Genomic DNA, 16659 nt, shown 5'->3' with positions numbered 1-16659 from the left:
GGAATGACCTCATGAGTATTCAAGTTAAAAATATTGAAAAACACTTTGGTGCATTCCATGCACTGAAAAACATCTCTCTGGATTTTCCAGATGGACAGCTAGTTGCCCTGCTTGGACCATCGGGTTGTGGAAAAACCACACTGCTACGCATCATCGCAGGTCTTGAATCTGCTGATGGTGGTCAGGTTATTCTGGAAGGCGAAGATGCAACCAATGTTCATGTCCGTGAACGTGAAGTCGGTTTCGTATTTCAGCACTATGCGCTGTTCCGCCACATGACCGTTTTCGACAATATTGCTTTTGGTCTGCGTGTACGCCCACGTGCAACCCGCCCAAACGAAGCTGAAATTAAAAAACGTGTCACCCGTCTGCTGGACCTGGTTCAGTTAGGCTTCCTGGCTGACAGATACCCTGCACAGCTTTCCGGTGGTCAGCGTCAGCGTATTGCACTGGCACGCGCCCTGGCTGTAGAACCACGGGTATTACTGCTGGATGAACCGTTTGGTGCTCTGGATGCCAAAGTCCGTAAAGAATTACGCCGCTGGTTACGTACACTGCACGATGAACTGCATATTACCTCTATTTTTGTGACTCACGATCAGGAAGAAGCGCTCGAAGTTGCTGACCAGATCATCGTAATGAATAAAGGAAATGTAGAACAGATTGGTTCGCCACGTGAAGTTTATGAAAAACCGGCAACACCGTTTGTTTTTGACTTTTTAGGTCAGGCAAACCGTTTTGAGGGACAGAATAACTCCGGCACTGTTCAGATTGGTCAGGACACCATTCAGCTCGCTTCAGCTAAAAATGCAGCTCAGGGTTCCGTGATTGCTTTTGCCCGTCCTGATGAAATGCAGATTCATGCTCAGCCTCAGGAAAATGCCATTCAGGCGACCTTCCTGCGTGAAGTCTGGATTGCAGGAAAGGTACTGGCTGAACTGACTGACCGTCAGGGCAATCTGATTGAAATCAATCTGTCGGCTGAAGAAGCAAAACTGCATCAGTTCCGTCCGAATCAGACCGTCTGGATCAGTCTTTCTGCATTACATTTATTCGCAAATGAAGTAGCATAAAAATATGCCGATGGGGGCAACTCCCCCATCCAACCAGAGTAATAAAATTATGAATTTCCAACAACTAAGAATTATACGGGAAACAGTGCGTCAGAATTTTAACCTGACAGAAGCATCGGCAGCACTCTATACATCTCAGTCAGGCGTCAGTAAACATATCAAAGACCTCGAAGATGAACTGGGCGTACAGCTGTTTGTCCGTAAAGGTAAACGCTTACTGGGTCTGACAGAACCAGGACAGTCGCTGCTCGGCATAGTTGAACGCATGCTGGTCGATGCAGACAACATCAAACGCCTGGCAGATGACTTCAACAAAGTGGATGAAGGTACACTGACCATTGCCACGACACATACGCAGGCACGTTATGTGCTTCCACCTATTGTCAATGCATTCAAAAAACTGTTTCCAAAAGTTCATCTGATTTTACAACAGGCAAGCCCTGTGGAAATCACAGAAATGCTGTTACTGGGTGAGGCCGATCTGGGGATTGCAACCGAATCATTAACCACAGAAGAAAATCTTGCCAGTGTGCCTTATTATCAATGGCAGCACAGCATCATTACTCCTGAACACCACCCTCTGGCGACCAAAGACAATATCAGCTTGGAAGATCTCGCTGAACACCCAATTATTACCTACCATGGTGGTTTTACAGGACGTTCCAAAATTGATAAAGCATTTGAAGACGCGGGCGTAGATGCAGATATTGTCATGTCTGCTCTGGATGCCGATGTCATCAAAACCTATGTCGAACTTGGCATGGGTGTGGGTATTGTCAATGCTGTCGCCTATGACAAAGAGCGTGACTACCGTCTGAAACAGATTCCAACAGATATTTTTGGGGTCAATACAACCTGGATTGCAGTCCGTAAAGGTCATCTGCTGCGTGGCTATGGCTATGAATTTATCTCTCTGTGCTCACCAGAAGCAGATATTAAAGCCCTGAAAAAAGTCGCATATCCTGAAGACTAAAAACTTAAGGACAATAATGAACAGCATTATTGTCCTTTTTTATAATATTAATAAAATCAATCATATTCACCAGTAAATCCAATCATGCTTCATCTTGTACCGAAATGAGAATTACAATACATTACATTCGGATTTATCAAAATTCCTCCAAAAATAATTAATTAATCACATCGCCGGGGTCTACACATGAATATTTCAGCACTTGCTGTGTCTGGAGTTTTACTGTTGTTCGCACAGACTTCGTTTTCAGCGGGTATGGAAAAATCAAGCCAGACAATCATGCCTTTTCTTGAGTCAGAGAATTATGCAGAACTTGGGATTGCACAGCTTAAAGCTGACATTTCAGGTCAGGTGCAAAATCAGGATTCCCTCGCACAGATTGGTATTTCAGACTTTTCCACTGGAAACCTTGTCAACAAAAACTATCTTTTCATTACAGGGGCAGTAAAACTACAACTACGTCCTGATCTATCCGTCGGATTCCTGTTTGACAAACCTTTTGGAACTGATCTGGACTATCGTTACCGCCCAGAAACTGTCATCGGGCCTTTAGATATTGAATCCGTCAGGGTCAAATTTGACAGTAACAATATCAGCATTCCTGTTGGGTATCAGCCAGATGCTCACTGGAACTTTTTTGCAGGTCCAGTCTTACAGACGCTGAAAGGAGAGGTTGAACTGGGCGGACAGAACTATTATTTACTGAACGGATACACCTCTGACCTGAAGCAGGATTTTTCAATGGGCTGGCTGGCTGGGCTCAGTTATCAGATTCCTGAAATTGCATTCAGAACCAGTCTCAGTTACCGCTCTCCTGTCAAACATACTTTTGATGTTCAGGAACAGCTGCCCATAGCCACACCAGTGACACTGACAGGTAAGACCACCGTCAAAACACCTCAATCCGTCAATTTTGATATTCAGACTGCGGTCAGTACAACCGATCTCATTTATGCATCACTAAGATGGGTGGAATGGAAAGACTTTTATGTTCAGCCACCAACCTTTCAAGAGGTTCTGAATGCTTACTCAGTCTACGATTCCTCATTAAAAAACGTCAGCATGATTCAGTACAATCAGAATCAGCTGTCTGCCAAAGCAGGTCTGATACACAAGTGGAATTCAGACTGGTCCACTGCACACGAGCTGTCATGGGATTCTGGGACAGATGATTCATTATCCACACTCAACCCAAGTAATGGCTATCTGGGCATTGGAGGAGGATTGATCTATCATTACAATGAAAAAATCTTTCTCGCAGCTGGACTGCATTACATCAGATTCAGAAAAGCTTCCAGACAAAAAAGTACAGATTCAAATGTAATCGCCTCTTTATCTGAAGCTGAAAATAACCACGCCATTATTTATGGTTTTAAAACAGGCTTTCATTTTTAATAAACTGCAGACATAAAAAAACGAGCCAAAGCCCGTTTTTTATACTGAATGAATCAGTGTTGAACTTACCAGTGGTAGCTCACACCAACTTTACCAACTGGTAACCATTCATATTTATCTTTGTTACGGATTTTATCTTCAAGACGATCCGCTGCTTCAGCACCAGTACCAGTACCACCAACTTCTTTCAAGCCAGTTGCAGTCAGATTTACAGATGGATTACCTGTATAGTATGCGCCAATTTCACCGAATAAACCGAAGTTTTTGTTGATTTTAGGTGCAAAACCTAAACCAACGTATGGAGCAAACTGGTTATCATAGTTCATTGAGCCCTGGATGCTACCGCTACCAGATGGAGCATTGTAGTTTTTGCCATCAATTTTAATCACGTCATTTGAATTGTGCAGTGATTTTTTCAGGCCGTATTCGTTATCAACATAACCAACACCTGCTGCAACATACAGACCTTGAGCCAATACATTGTCGCTGGCACCCCAAGGACGAATCTCAGCATTTAAATATGCAAGTTTGTTGTCCATATCCATGTCATATTTAGTGCCGTCAATAGACAGATCGTCAGACCATGAAATGTCGCCACCATTATAACCAAGCGCAAGACCTACGTATGGGTTAGCAGTCCAAAGGAATGCAGCACCATAACCTGTTGTACCAACTTCAGCACGTACACCTGTTGGAACAAGCTGGTTTGGTGCAAACTGATAACCATCTTTCACTACAGATGAATCAGCCATTGCTGTGCCAGCTGCTGTTAAAGCGGATACAACTAAAAGAGTACGTAAAGCTTTCATTGTGTTTCTCCTCAAAAAAGGTTTTTAAACTTATTACTGGTTTTTCTATATGGCGAACTATAATGCAGAACCTGATCACTGTTTATTCAAATTTTGCTTAGTTTTTGTTATTTTTTGATACAATTTCACTTTTCCGCTTGAAAAATCACCTGTTTTTTAGAACAGGTTTTAAATAATGAAGAAAAAACATGCTGTAAATACAGGATAAATCAACCTGGCTTGATTATATTTTTTCGATCTTCTGTGGTTTTTTCATCTATCTCCGTCACAATTTAGTGTAAAATCTTGAAAATTTTTTTGGAAGGACGACCATGACTCAGCTTTCTACTATCATCGAACAGGCGTTTGAAGACCGTGCAAATTTCACAGCGGCTGATTGCCCTGCTGAAATCCGTCAGGCAGTTGAGCAGGCTATTGCTGGACTTGATAACGGTGCACTTCGTGTAGCAGAAAAAATTGATGGTGAATGGATTGTTCATCAATGGCTTAAAAAAGCAGTGCTGCTGTCTTTTAAGTTAAATGACAATAAGCCGATCGAATCATGTGATCTTCAGTTCTATGATAAAGTAGACACTAAATTCACCGGTTGGACTGAAGAACAGTTTAAAGCCGCAGGCGTGCGTGTAGTACCGCCAGCTGTTGCCCGTAAAGGTTCTTTCCAGGCGAAAAATGTGGTGCTGATGCCTTCTTATGTGAACATTGGCGCATATGTAGACGAAGGCACTATGGTTGACACATGGGCAACTGTTGGTTCATGCGCACAGATCGGTAAAAATGTTCACCTGTCTGGTGGTGTAGGTATCGGTGGTGTTCTTGAACCACTTCAGGCAAACCCGACCATTATTGAAGATAACTGCTTCATCGGTGCGCGTTCTGAAATTGTTGAAGGTGTTATTGTCGAAGAAGGTTCTGTGATTTCAATGGGTGTGTTCATTGGTCAGTCCACTAAAATCTTTGACCGTGAAACTGGTGAAATCCACTACGGCCGTGTACCTGCCGGTTCTGTGGTTGTTTCTGGCAGCCTGCCTTCCAAAGACGGTACCTGCAATCTTTATGCAGCTATTATTGTTAAAAAAGTTGATGCTAAAACACGTGCTAAAACCAGCCTGAACGAACTTCTTCGTGAAGACTGATTGATTTCACCCTTTTCTGCGGAACTGTAAAGTTCTCATCTCTACGGTCAGTCATGGCCGTGGGGATTTTTGTTTTTAAGAAGTATGGTAAATATTGCTATGAATTCGCTCCGATCTTCCGCTATTCCTGTTTCTGATCCGTCTGCGGGGTTACGCATTACGGAGATTTTTTATTCGTTGCAAGGTGAAGCCAACGCTGCCGGCTTACCCACTGTTTTTATCCGTCTGACGGGCTGTCCCTTACGTTGTACATACTGCGACACGACGTATTCATTTGAAGGTGGTGAACGGCAGTCCCTCGATCAGATTATTGAAACTGCGCTGAATTTCAAAACACCTTATATCTGTGTAACAGGTGGTGAACCCTTAGCTCAACCCAATGCCCTGCCTCTGATGCAGCGACTGGTAGATGCCGGCTGCGAAGTTTCCTTAGAAACAAGTGGAGCACTTGATGTGTCCCGGGTTGACCCGCGAGTGTCTAAGGTCTTAGACTTAAAGACACCAACCTCTGGCGAAGATCACCGTAATCTGTTGAGTAATCTGGATTATCTGACACAGCATGATCAGATCAAATTTGTGATCTGCAACCGTCAGGACTATGAATGGTCCAGACAGCAGCTCGAACAGTATCAACTGAATGAAAAAGTAAGCACAGTGTGGTTTTCCCCTGCTTTTGCTGTCGAAAAAGGTGCTGTAAAACTGCCTCAGCTTGCCCGTGATCTTGCACAGTGGATTCTTGAAGACCATCTCCCTGTTCGCTTCCAGTTACAGTTACATAAACTGTTGTGGAATGACGAAACTGGTCGTTAAACCCTTTTGATTTCAATTTTCTGGAGATTTCAGTATGCGCCCACGTGCCATCGTTTTATTATCTGGCGGCCTTGACTCAACCACCTGTCTGGCATGGGCGCAGGCTCGTTACGAATGTATTGCTCTGAGTTTCATGTACGGTCAGCGTTCAACAACTGAACTGGATGCTGCACGCGCACTGACAAAACAGGCTGGTGTAGAACATCGTGTCATTAATATAGATTTAGGTAACCTGGGTGGCTCTGCATTAACAGACCATAACATTGAAGTACCTGATCACGAGCAGGAAGGCATTCCTGTTACTTATGTTCCGGCCCGTAACACCATCTTTTTATCTTATGCCCTGGCAGCGGCAGAAGTATTTGATGCACAAGCAATTGTTATTGGTATTAATGCTGTGGACTATTCGGGTTATCCGGACTGCCGTCCAGAATTTATTGACGCTTTTGCCAACATGGCACGCCTCGCAACCAAGGTCGGTGTTGAAGGAAAACCTCTTAAATTTGAAACACCTCTGTTACATTTATCCAAAGCAAATATCATTCGCTTAGGTATGGAACATGGCGTAGACTATGCCAATACAGTGTCCTGCTATCAGGCAGATGACCAGGGGCGAGCCTGTGGTAAATGCGACAGCTGTCGTTTACGTAAGCAAGGTTTTGCTGATGCAGATGTTGCGGACCCGACTCGTTACATACCGAATTAATAAGGTAGTTTTTATGAATATTTTAAAATCAAACATTATTATGTCTGCTTGTTTTTCAACTGTCGCTCTGTTTGCAACTGCGACTCATGCAGCAGAATCCAATAAACTGCAGGAAGCTTATAAAAGCTCCAATGTAAAAGCAGCGCTGATTAATGTTTGTAAAGATGAAACAGCTAAAGGCAAAAAACTTTCTGCTGCTGAAGTCAGTAAATACTGTTCATGTGCTGTTGAAGCGGATGGCCGTCTGACCAATGCTCAGAAATGGGAAATTCAAAGCACAATCAATCAGAAGAAAAGCCCTGCAACTTTAGCTTTTGTACAGAAACAGAATAAAGATTTACAGGCATGCTTTGGTCCTCAGTTAACAGGTAAACTGAAAAACCTGACTGAAGAAGCAATGAAAGCTGCTCAGGCTGCACAAGCGAAAAACTAAGTGTTCAAATATAAAAAAGCCTGCAGAATGCGGGCTTTTTTATGCTCAAGCACATGGTATTCACTGCCTATCCGTTTAAACCTGAATAAACTCAAAATACATCATGTATGAACAATGCCACTTCAAAGCAATTTTTCATATAAAGATGATATTCTTGGTTCTGAAAAATACTTTTAGCATTCATTCATCGTCAAAATGAACATGAAGGATTATTTATATGTCTGACAGCATTCAACTTCCAGATCAAATTTTTCCAACAACAAATGGAGAAATCAATCTAGCAACATCAGCTGCCGAATGGTTGATTATTTATTTTTACCCCAAAGACAATACCCCAGGCTGCACCACTCAGGCAGTTGGTTTTTCATGTCTGAAAGATCAGTTTGAAGCACTGAACTGCCATATTTATGGTGTATCCCGTGACTCTGTCAAAGCTCATCAGAACTTCACTGAAAAGCAGAACCTGAGCATTGATCTGATCAGTGATAAAGAAGAAGTTCTGTGTAAGCACTTTGATGTGATTAAAGAAAAAAATATGTATGGCAAAAAAGTCATGGGCATCGAACGCTCAACTTTCATTTTCCATCAAGGTCAGCTGGTGAAAGAATACCGTAAAGTTAAAGCAGCAGGTCATGCTGAAGCAGTACTGGAAGATCTAAAAGCTCTGCAAAACGCATAAGCCCTACAGTTCTGAAAAAAGCGAAAAATATCTTTCGCTTTTTTTGTGTCTGTTCAGCAGATGTACCGTTCCCTTCCATACAGGTACTGAGTTTATATAAGCAGTGAAACTGCGATTGACCACATCACAACACCTATCAGAAAATCCAGTATTTTCCATGCTTCTGGATGTGTAAATACAGGTTGCAACCACCTGGCGGCATAACCCAGACTGAAAAAGAACAACCAGGAAGCCGTGATTGCTCCTGCTGCAAAAGCCATCTCCTGCCCTACAAACTGAGTGGACACCGTACCAATTAAAACAACTGTATCCAGATAGACATGCGGATTCAGCCAGGTTAAAGCCAGACAGATCAGTAACAACTCACTTAAATGCTGCTTGTGAATACCACTTTCCTGCATCACAGCACTATGCTTAAACGAATGATAAAAATGCTGTGCGCCATATACGATCAGAAACAAAGCACCTGCAAATTTACTGATCTGCACAACCGCAGGATACTGAATCATGATCCGAGCAAAGCCCATAACCCCTGATAAAATCAGTAATGAGTCTGACAGCGCACAGACCAGACAGATCCAGAAAATATGCTGCTTTTTCAGCCCCTGTTTGAGTACAAAAGCATTCTGTGCCCCTATCGCTACAATCAGGCTGAGCCCCACCAGAAAGCCTTGAGTCACTGCATTTAACATGATTAATTCATCAATTTTACAATGCAGCCATTATCCGTAAATTTTCATCATATTAAATATTTTTAAATAAATATCAGTTAAACTAAATTTTTTTTAGTTTAAAACCCGTCATGTCTATATTACAAAGCAGGCAAAGTGAAGCCTTTCTGGCACTTGCAGAGTGTGGCAGTTTTGAGCAGGCGGCAGACAAACTGCATATCACAGCTTCCGCAGTGACTTTACGTATCCAGAATCTGGAAAAACAGCTGGGACAGGTACTGATCGTGCGGGATCGTCCCTGCCGTGTAACTGCTGCCGGACAGGAACTGTTGCAGCATCTGCAACAGATACAACTGATGGAACAGCACCTGACTCAGCAGTTACAGGGAAAGTCTTCAGACTCTGCTTTTTATCAGCTGAAAATTGCCAGTAATGCAGATTCATTGGCCACCTGGTTACTCCCTCTGCTGAAGCAGACACTTATCCAGGAAAAAATCACATTGCATTTTCATGTGGATGATCAGTCTGAAACACATCACCTGCTGGAAGCCGGTCTGGTCAATGCCTGTGTCAGTGCTGAAGCCAGTGCCATGAAAGGCTGTGTCGCGAGTCCATTGGGCACCATGCATTATCATTTTTGCTGTACACCTGAATTTGCACAGCAATGGTTTAGCCACGGCGTACACAGGGAGACTCTCCGCGATGCTCCAGCCGTTATTTTCAATGCAAAGGATCAAATGCATACCGAATACATACAGCGCGAGTTTGGATTGCATTCATCGCAATACCCACATTTTTTTGTACCGTCATCCACTGCTTTTGTTGATGCAGTTACAATGGGACTGGGTTATGGCTGGTTGCCTTTTCACCAGGCAAAATCATATTTTCAGGATAAAACATTACTGGAAATTGCCCCTGAACTTTGCATTGATCTGCCTTTATACTGGCATCACTGGAAACAGCAGTCTGCACCATTACAAAGCCTGACTCAGTTACTGACCACGCAAGCCAGGTATTTCTTAAATGGCTGATGGTTTATTTCCATCAGATCAGTCAAAACCTGTAGACAGAAAAAATGGCGAACAGATTCATTCGCCATTTTCAGGTTTTTCATTGAAAATTACTGAGCTTTCCATTGTCCTGAAACATCAATACTGACTTTTTCACCAACACCACCCACTGCTTTTTTCATACCGAAATCACTGCGCTTAATCGTGGTGGAAGATTTAAAATCCATCACACTGGCATCTGCCACAACAGGTTTAATGGTTGCAGTAAAAGTAACCGGTCGGGTAACTCCCCTTAAAGTCAGATAACCCTGAATGTTGTAATGATGACCACCGAGGGGCTGAAATACAGTACTTTTAAAACTGACGGTTTTGTATTTCGCAGCATAAAACAGATCCTGCCCCATAATCATATTTTTCAGAGATGGTTTGTTCACACTCAGACTGTTTACATCCATGACAAAAGAGGTTGAAGCATTCTGTGGCGCTTTCACATCAAAATTCAAAGATGACTGAACTTTACTGAACTGGGCTTTCACAATATTGACACCCATGGATTCAATGTGAAAGCCAACATGACTGTTTTGAGCCAGTGTATAAGTCCCGGCATTTGCTGATGTTAGCAGGCTCAGCACCATCAGAGTTACAGCACTGTTCAATAACATATTTTTTTTCAAAAACTGAATCTTCCGCATAAACAATTCATTTCTTCATGAATGAAAATCAATAAAATACCTTAATTGTCTACTGAAAATGAGTCTGTATCTGTTCATTGAATATTTTGTAATGAAACACTTTGGAAATAATCCACCATTGCCGATCCATATAAATCAATGTCAGCACATCATAAAAATATCTGGGTGCAATCACACATTCAAGCGTTATCACAGCAGTGGTTTCACTTAAAATCTGAATAGAGGTGATTTGATCCTGTCTCTCCTGCCCTAAAGACTCAGGAGAGGTTCTCTGTTCAACAATTTTAAAATATTCAGGAACAGACAGAATCAAAGGAGGTGTTTCAGTCGCCGTGACATAGCGTGCATCGGGATGAAAAATCTGACTGAGCAATGCAACATCACAACGATACAGACCATCAAAATAATGCTGTATCAACTGCTGAATTTCTGAAATGCTGTTGTTCATATCATTTTACTCACGGCATGTAATTCCACACATCATGAATGATTTTAACAACCCGTTCTGTTAATTCTGATGATACAGATACAAATTTTACTGACCGCTATTTGAGTCTTTATAAATTTGAAGCATCACCGCTCATAAACTTATTTTTAAGTTCAAGATAAGTCTCAGTTTTCTGAAATTGCTCCAAAAAACTGATCGTTCCCTGCGGAAATTCTGCCCGCATGATTTCACCGCGATAATACGCTTCGCGTAACGGTGTCGCTGAAATTGAGCCTTTCAGACTGTCCAGTTCAACCAAAGGCCATTCTGGAAACAGCGCAAGATAATAAGAGGAATCATCTTTGAAATGTCCAATCAATCCTACCCGATCAGAGGGTTGAACCACCTCTGCAATCAGCGATTTAACCTGTCTGACCCATTTCACATCGTTATAGACATCAATCACATGAACAAAATGAATACGTTTCTGCATATCTTCAGAAAAATTTGAAAGAATCATCTGTTCCCGTTCAGATGCCGAAAATGGATTTTTGACATTACGTTCATCCTGAGCGGAACCCAGTGCCAGAATAATATGCTGCCCCTGTTGCAATGCAATATTGATGGTCTGCATATGCGCCAGGTGAAAAGGCTGGAAGCGTCCAATATAAACAAGATAATCAAATGTATAGTTCATGGATTCATTTTTTATGAACTCACCAGTTGTGCCACGTTATAAAATATGCGACATAATGAGGGCATAAAATCTAATTAAGATTGAAGCAAGGATAGTACGATGACACTCAGTTGTATTCAACAACCACATCAACATTTAAACGCAAATCTTGAAAATGGCATTCTTACACTCGCCATTAACCGTCCAGAAGCTAAAAATGCTCTGTATGGTGAATTATACTTATGGATTGCTAAAGCACTTGATGAAGCCGATCAGGATCGTGATGTCCGTGTCGTCATTTTACGTGGTGCAGATGCTGATTTCAGTGCCGGCAATGACATGAAAGATTTTATGGCATTCATCTCCCAGCCTTTAGTGGGCAAAGAAGGTGATGGTCCTCCTTTTGTACTGTTGAAATCTGCTGCACGACTGTCCAAGCCACTCATCTGTGCGATCCGTGGTGTTGCAATTGGCATTGGGGTGACGATTCTTCTTCATGCAGATCTTGTTTACAGTGACTCAACCGCACTGTTCCAGATTCCGTTTGTCAGCTTAGGGCTGTCACCCGAAGGTGCTTCCAGTAAACTGCTGATTCAGCAGGCTGGCTACCATAAAGCAGCTGAACTGTTACTGACAGCTCAGAAGTTCAACAGTGAAAAAGCACTGGCAGCAGGTCTGATCAACAGCATTGAAGATGATGTCTATGGTCATGCACTGCGTCAGGCTCAGACTCTGGCTGCACTACCACTGGCATCTCTGGTACAGACCAAAAAGATGATGAAACATAATCTGGAAGAAATCATTCAGTGTGTTGATGATGAAGCTGTCATTTTCATGCAGCGTGTCAAGTCACCTGAAATGGCTGAAGCCGTTGCTGCATTTATGCAAAAACGGAAACCTGATTTTGCTCAGTTCAACTGATTCTGTTCATTGAGATAAAAACCACTTAGCAGTACGTGTTAAGTGGTTTTTTCATGTTTGATCCCCATTAAAACTTCAAATCCTTTCGTGAATATATAAACCATGACTGAACAAGCTAAAACCGAAAAGAAACGCTATTTTGAAGCAGCACCGACAGACATAGATGTTGAAAATTTCAAAAAAGTCATTCAAAGCCGCCGCTCTGTACGTAAATTTACTGACAAAGCAATTCCTGCTGAAATTCTGGATGAATGTCTGGACCTTGCCCTGCTGGCACCCAATTCATCCAACTTACAGCCATGGACATTTTATGTGGTGCAAAACCCTGCTAAAAAGAAGCTGCTCGTAAAAGCATGTCTAGGACAGCTGGCTGCAAAAACTGCGGCTGAACTGATCGTCTGTGTAGCACGTACCGACCGTGTCGATGAAATGGCAAAGCGTAATATTTCAGAATTTCCCTTTCCTGAAGCTCCTGCTGCAGTGCAGAAGTATTACAGGTTTATTCCATATAATTATAAAACAGGTTACTTCAACTCACTTGGTAACTTTAAGAAAGTAGCTTTCAAAGTTGCACGTACACTTGATAAACAATTGCCTGTGACTGCTTTTAATCAGGCTGATGCTAAATTATGGGCAAGCAAAACCACTGCGCTTGCCTGTGAAAACCTGGTTCTGGCTTTACGTGCTTACGGTTTTGACAGCTGTATGATGGAAGGTTTTGATTAACCACTGGTGCAAAAGATTTTAAATCTGAATGATCAGCAATATCCTGTGATGGTGATTGGAGCTGGTGAACGTGCAACTGATGGTGTGTTCTTTCCGCAGTATCGTTTTGACCGTGATTTATTTATTCAGAAGGTTTGATTTAACATTTCCGCCTATCAACATAATTGGATACGCGTAAGGCGACATGGATGTCGCCCGTTAGACTGTGGGACAGGACGTCCCATCAGTCTAATAAAGGGCTTTTGTTACTTTTCGCCCGTGAAAAGTAAAAATCATCTACACTCAAATAGGAAATTAGAGCAGCAGAATCAATGATATTGGCTTAAATCATTAAAAATGAACTTCCACGGTTTGAATAAACTCAAAAGCAGGTTCCTCATAAGGATGACTCGCCTTTAGAGCCCTTGCCACATCACCTGCTTTATTTTCAGGGACTATCGTTTCCACCCGCCATTCAGGAACACTCTCCAAAGTATCCAGTTCACCTATAAACGGATTGGCTCCTTTTACAGGTTTAAACTGCCCTGTACCTAAAACCTGCCAGGCACAGTGTTCATAATTACCGATTCCACCTGCACCCGCTGCAAATATCGCAAGTTTGGTGGGTTCAAGATGTGATTCAGGAACATAGTAAATGAGTTTAAGCATATTTACCCTCTGTAACAGCATGATCCTGTTTTAAGGCTTTTATGATCAGATTCAGCGCGGTATTTCTGGTATTTTTAGCATAGCCTGCATATAAACCAAGCTCAGGTAAAACTGTATCGGTCTGAATAATTTTAACCTGAGGATTTAAAAATTTTAATAAATATTCAGGTACAAAACTAAAGCCCATTCCCATATTAATCAGGTTTAAATGCTGCATCACATTGGTCACCCACAACATCTGATCATGGCTTTGCTGATCAAATGGAATAATGTCATTCAGTTCTTCATAAAAAACTGGTGAAGCATTTTGCTCACACATGATCAGGGTATGATTTTTCAGTTCCTGGAGTTTCAAAGGACGGTCTGCTGGATGCAAACTGTCCAAAGCGACCAGATAAATCTGCTCACTCATTAAGTGAATATTTTCATAATCAGGATGCCTCAACTCATAACGGGTAAAGCTTAAATCCAGTTCCGCATTTTTCAGTCCCTGGATTTGCTCTGAACAGGTCAGACTGTGCAGATGAATTTTTAAATCAGGAATGGTTGTTTTCAGCTGTGCCAGAATACCTGGCATCAGTTTAATTTCCGCAACATTTAAAAAGCCAATATGAATCTGATTATTCTTTTGTTGTGCCACTTGCCTGGCAGCTGCCACAGCCAGTTTACTGCTCTCCAGAGCCTGTTTTGCATGTATGAGAAAAGCCTGCCCTTCATCCGTCAATATAACTTTCCGTGCTGAACGTTCAAACAGCGCGACACCCACTTCCTGCTCCAGATCTTTAATCTGCTGACTCAGAGATGGCTGAGCCGTAAACAGTTTTTCCGCAGCTCTGGTGAAGCTTTGCTCTTCAGCAACCGTTAAAAAGTAACGTAAATGACGCAGTTCCATCGTACAACCTATTCATTATTTCCCTCATCATCAAACGTATGCAGAGGAAATCCATATACACCCAGACTTAAAACCAATACGCATTTCATAACCCGAAGTTCTTGCATAGACTCAGGTGCTGCACCAGTCAAAGACTGCACTGGATTTTAAAAAGACGGATTTAAGTATGACACAAGCATATGATACCGATGTATTAGTCATTGGTACGGGACCTGCGGGCTCAACCCTGGGCTTAGCACTGGCAGGTTATGGAGTGAGGGTTCAGCTTTTTACTCAGTTTAACTGGTTAGCCAACAGCCCACGTGCGCATATTACCAACCAGCGTGCCATGGAAGTATTACGTGATTTAGGCATTGAAGAACAGGTTAAGGAAATTGCCACTCCCTGGGAACAGATGGGGGAAAGTCTGGTAACCACTAGTCTGGTTGGTGAAGAAATTGCCCGTTTAAGTGCCTGGGGTACTGGAGATGAACGTCACGGGGATTATATTAAGGGCAGTCCTTGTCCATTGGTGGATTTAATCCAGCCCAAAATGGAAGCATTACTGGTCAAAAATGCGGGTGAACGAGGCGCAATCTATAACTTCAACACTGAATATTTATCGCATGTCCAGGATGAAAATGGTGTTACTGCAACCTTTTTAAATCATATCACCAATACCGAATTCAGCTTGCGTGCCAGATATTTAGTGGGCATGGATGGGGCTAAGTCACGTGTTCTTGAACAGCTTGATTTACCACTTGAAGGCGTGATGTCCCGTGCAGGTACAGTTTATGTGACTTTTAAAGCAGATCTATCCAGATACGTTCAGCATCGCCCTGCTATTCTGCAATGGATTGTCAATCCTGAAGCAAGTTTTGGTGACTTAGGAATGGGCTTGCTGCGTGCCATAACGCCATGGAATGAGTGGATTATGGGTTGGGGTTTTGACATATCCAAAGGCGAACCACAAGTCACAGAAGCGCAGGTTCGTGCTCGTCTCAATACTTTTGTGGGTACTGAAGTTGAAGATGTCGAAATCCAGAAACTGTCATACTGGTACGTTAACCAGACCTGGGCAACCGAATATTCCAAAGGTCGTGTATTCTGTGGCGGTGATGCAGTACACCGTCATCCACCCTCCAGTGGTTTAGGTTCAAATACCTGTATGCAGGATGCCTTTAACCTGGGCTGGAAACTCGCATACGCAGTGAAAGGCTGGGCTCAACCTGCTCTGCTTGACTCTTATACACTGGAGCGTGCTCCTGTTGGCAAACAGATTGTAGCGCGTGCCAACCAGTCACGCTTTGACTACAAACATCTCAAAGAAGTTTTTGGCTTTGACCAGGGTGTGACCACGCAAAAACAAATGCTGGAACGTATCTTCGCTGAAAATGAACAAGGTGCTGAAATCCGTCAGAAACTGTATCAGGCACTGGAAATTAAAAACTTTGAGTTTAATGCTCAGGGTGTAGAGCTGAATCAGCGTTATGCTTCAAATGCAGTGATTGTTGAGTCTGAACCTGAAGTGTTTGAAAAAGATCAACAACTGTACTTACAGGCAACCACACGTCCAGGTGCAAAAGTACCGCATGCCTGGCTGGTTAATGCCGGAGGTCAGAAACTTTCAACACTGGATATCAGCGGTAAAGGGCATTTTACCTTAATCACAGGACTGTCAGGTAAAGGCTGGGAAAAAGCAGTTGAAGCATTGGATTTACCTTATATGAATGTCATTCAGATTGGCTCACGTGACTACCGTGATGTTTATGGCACATGGAATGCAATATCTGAAATTCATGAATCTGGTGCAGTACTGGTGCGCCCTGATGGCTATGTCGCATGGCGTTATCAGGACAGCACAAATGATGCTTTTGACTATGCAAATACATTGAAGGCTGTATTGGGGCAGATTCAATTATCTGTTTGATCAATTTAAACCACCTTCGGGTGGTTTTTTTATTAAAGTACAAAATTTAGCTGTCTTTTTGCTAATCCATACAACA

The 16659-nt window shown here is 42.5% G+C and carries 18 protein-coding genes and 1 pseudogene; 12 read left to right on the top strand and 7 right to left on the bottom strand.

Features of this window, described 5'->3' with window-relative positions; genetic code table 11:
- Nucleotides 1–11 precede the first annotated feature (11 nt).
- The 3 genes from CDG60_RS06840 to CDG60_RS06830 all read left to right on the top strand — a co-directional run bounded on the left by CDG60_RS06840 (nucleotide 12) and on the right by CDG60_RS06830 (nucleotide 3441).
- Nucleotides 12–1073, top strand: coding sequence for a sulfate/molybdate ABC transporter ATP-binding protein (locus CDG60_RS06840; protein WP_087511288.1), 1062 nt, complete (start codon nucleotides 12–14; stop codon nucleotides 1071–1073).
- A gap of 49 nt (nucleotides 1074–1122) precedes the next feature.
- Entirely contained in the window at nucleotides 1123–2046 is a 924-nt protein-coding gene (locus CDG60_RS06835) for a CysB family HTH-type transcriptional regulator (RefSeq protein WP_087511703.1), read from the top strand.
- 186 nt (nucleotides 2047–2232) lie between these two features.
- Entirely contained in the window at nucleotides 2233–3441 is a 1209-nt protein-coding gene (locus tag CDG60_RS06830; RefSeq protein ID WP_087511286.1) for an outer membrane protein transport protein, read from the top strand.
- A gap of 65 nt (nucleotides 3442–3506) precedes the next feature.
- Here CDG60_RS06830 and carO read toward each other — a convergent pair whose 3' ends face one another.
- On the bottom strand, nucleotides 3507–4250 hold the full coding sequence (carO, locus tag CDG60_RS06825) for an ornithine uptake porin CarO (protein ID WP_087511284.1): 744 nt from the start codon (nucleotides 4248–4250) through the stop codon (nucleotides 3507–3509).
- A gap of 311 nt (nucleotides 4251–4561) precedes the next feature.
- Here carO and dapD point away from each other — a divergent pair, with 311 nt between their 5' ends.
- From dapD to CDG60_RS06800, 5 genes are all read left to right on the top strand, one after another.
- Nucleotides 4562–5383 (top strand): 2,3,4,5-tetrahydropyridine-2,6-dicarboxylate N-succinyltransferase, encoded by an 822-nt coding sequence (gene dapD / locus CDG60_RS06820; protein WP_087511282.1) that lies wholly within the window; start codon nucleotides 4562–4564, stop codon nucleotides 5381–5383.
- Nucleotides 5384–5482: 99 nt separating this feature from the next.
- Nucleotides 5483–6193 (top strand): 7-carboxy-7-deazaguanine synthase QueE, encoded by a 711-nt coding sequence (gene queE / locus CDG60_RS06815; protein ID WP_087511702.1) that lies wholly within the window; start codon nucleotides 5483–5485, stop codon nucleotides 6191–6193.
- 34 nt (nucleotides 6194–6227) lie between these two features.
- Nucleotides 6228–6899, top strand: coding sequence for a 7-cyano-7-deazaguanine synthase QueC (gene queC / locus CDG60_RS06810; protein WP_087511281.1), 672 nt, complete (start codon nucleotides 6228–6230; stop codon nucleotides 6897–6899).
- A 13-nt stretch (nucleotides 6900–6912) separates the two neighbouring features.
- A complete protein-coding gene (locus CDG60_RS06805) occupies nucleotides 6913–7332 on the top strand; it encodes a hypothetical protein (RefSeq protein ID WP_087511280.1) in 420 nt (139 codons plus the stop codon).
- A gap of 217 nt (nucleotides 7333–7549) precedes the next feature.
- Entirely contained in the window at nucleotides 7550–8011 is a 462-nt protein-coding gene (locus CDG60_RS06800) for a peroxiredoxin (protein ID WP_087511279.1), read from the top strand.
- A 92-nt stretch (nucleotides 8012–8103) separates the two neighbouring features.
- Here CDG60_RS06800 and CDG60_RS06795 read toward each other — a convergent pair whose 3' ends face one another.
- Nucleotides 8104–8703 (bottom strand): LysE/ArgO family amino acid transporter, encoded by a 600-nt coding sequence (locus CDG60_RS06795; RefSeq protein ID WP_087511278.1) that lies wholly within the window; start codon nucleotides 8701–8703, stop codon nucleotides 8104–8106.
- Between the two features lie 116 nt (nucleotides 8704–8819).
- Here CDG60_RS06795 and argP point away from each other — a divergent pair, with 116 nt between their 5' ends.
- Nucleotides 8820–9713 carry a LysR family transcriptional regulator ArgP gene (gene argP, locus CDG60_RS06790; protein WP_087511701.1) on the top strand — a complete coding sequence of 298 codons (894 nt, stop codon included), beginning with the start codon at nucleotides 8820–8822 and terminating at the stop codon, nucleotides 9711–9713.
- Nucleotides 9714–9802: 89 nt separating this feature from the next.
- On the opposite strand, the gene CDG60_RS06785 is transcribed toward argP, so the two are convergent.
- From CDG60_RS06785 to CDG60_RS06775, 3 genes are all read right to left on the bottom strand, one after another.
- Nucleotides 9803–10354 (bottom strand): YceI family protein, encoded by a 552-nt coding sequence (locus CDG60_RS06785; RefSeq protein WP_227542958.1) that lies wholly within the window; start codon nucleotides 10352–10354, stop codon nucleotides 9803–9805.
- A 79-nt stretch (nucleotides 10355–10433) separates the two neighbouring features.
- Complete coding sequence (locus CDG60_RS06780) at nucleotides 10434–10832, bottom strand: nuclear transport factor 2 family protein (RefSeq protein ID WP_087511275.1); 399 nt, start codon at nucleotides 10830–10832, stop codon at nucleotides 10434–10436.
- Nucleotides 10833–10941: 109 nt separating this feature from the next.
- Complete coding sequence (locus tag CDG60_RS06775; protein ID WP_087511273.1) at nucleotides 10942–11508, bottom strand: nicotinate-nicotinamide nucleotide adenylyltransferase; 567 nt, start codon at nucleotides 11506–11508, stop codon at nucleotides 10942–10944.
- 99 nt (nucleotides 11509–11607) lie between these two features.
- Between CDG60_RS06775 and CDG60_RS06770 the strand changes: the two genes are divergently transcribed.
- Both CDG60_RS06770 and CDG60_RS06765 read left to right on the top strand, forming a co-directional pair.
- Complete coding sequence (locus CDG60_RS06770; RefSeq protein WP_087511271.1) at nucleotides 11608–12408, top strand: enoyl-CoA hydratase-related protein; 801 nt, start codon at nucleotides 11608–11610, stop codon at nucleotides 12406–12408.
- Nucleotides 12409–12510: 102 nt separating this feature from the next.
- Nucleotides 12511–13272, top strand: a pseudogene (locus CDG60_RS06765) (nitroreductase family protein).
- Between the two features lie 192 nt (nucleotides 13273–13464).
- On the opposite strand, the gene CDG60_RS06760 reads toward CDG60_RS06765, so the two are convergent.
- On the bottom strand, nucleotides 13465–13782 hold the full coding sequence (locus CDG60_RS06760; protein WP_087511269.1) for a YqfO family protein: 318 nt from the start codon (nucleotides 13780–13782) through the stop codon (nucleotides 13465–13467).
- Nucleotides 13775–14674, bottom strand: a complete 900-nt coding sequence (locus CDG60_RS06755) for a LysR family transcriptional regulator (RefSeq protein WP_087511267.1) — start codon at nucleotides 14672–14674, stop codon at nucleotides 13775–13777. Before CDG60_RS06755 ends, CDG60_RS06760 begins: the two co-directional genes overlap by 8 nt.
- Before the next feature lie 166 nt (nucleotides 14675–14840).
- On the opposite strand from CDG60_RS06755, the gene CDG60_RS06750 reads away from it, so the two are divergent.
- Complete coding sequence (locus CDG60_RS06750) at nucleotides 14841–16583, top strand: FAD-dependent monooxygenase (protein WP_087511265.1); 1743 nt, start codon at nucleotides 14841–14843, stop codon at nucleotides 16581–16583.
- Nucleotides 16584–16659: the final 76 nt, after the last annotated feature.

It is taken from the genome of Acinetobacter chinensis (genome assembly GCF_002165375.2).
GTDB lineage: Bacteria > Pseudomonadota > Gammaproteobacteria > Pseudomonadales > Moraxellaceae > Acinetobacter > Acinetobacter chinensis.
The sequence above is the reverse complement of the archived record's forward strand: the minus strand, read 5'-3'. Positions and strand labels throughout refer to the sequence as shown.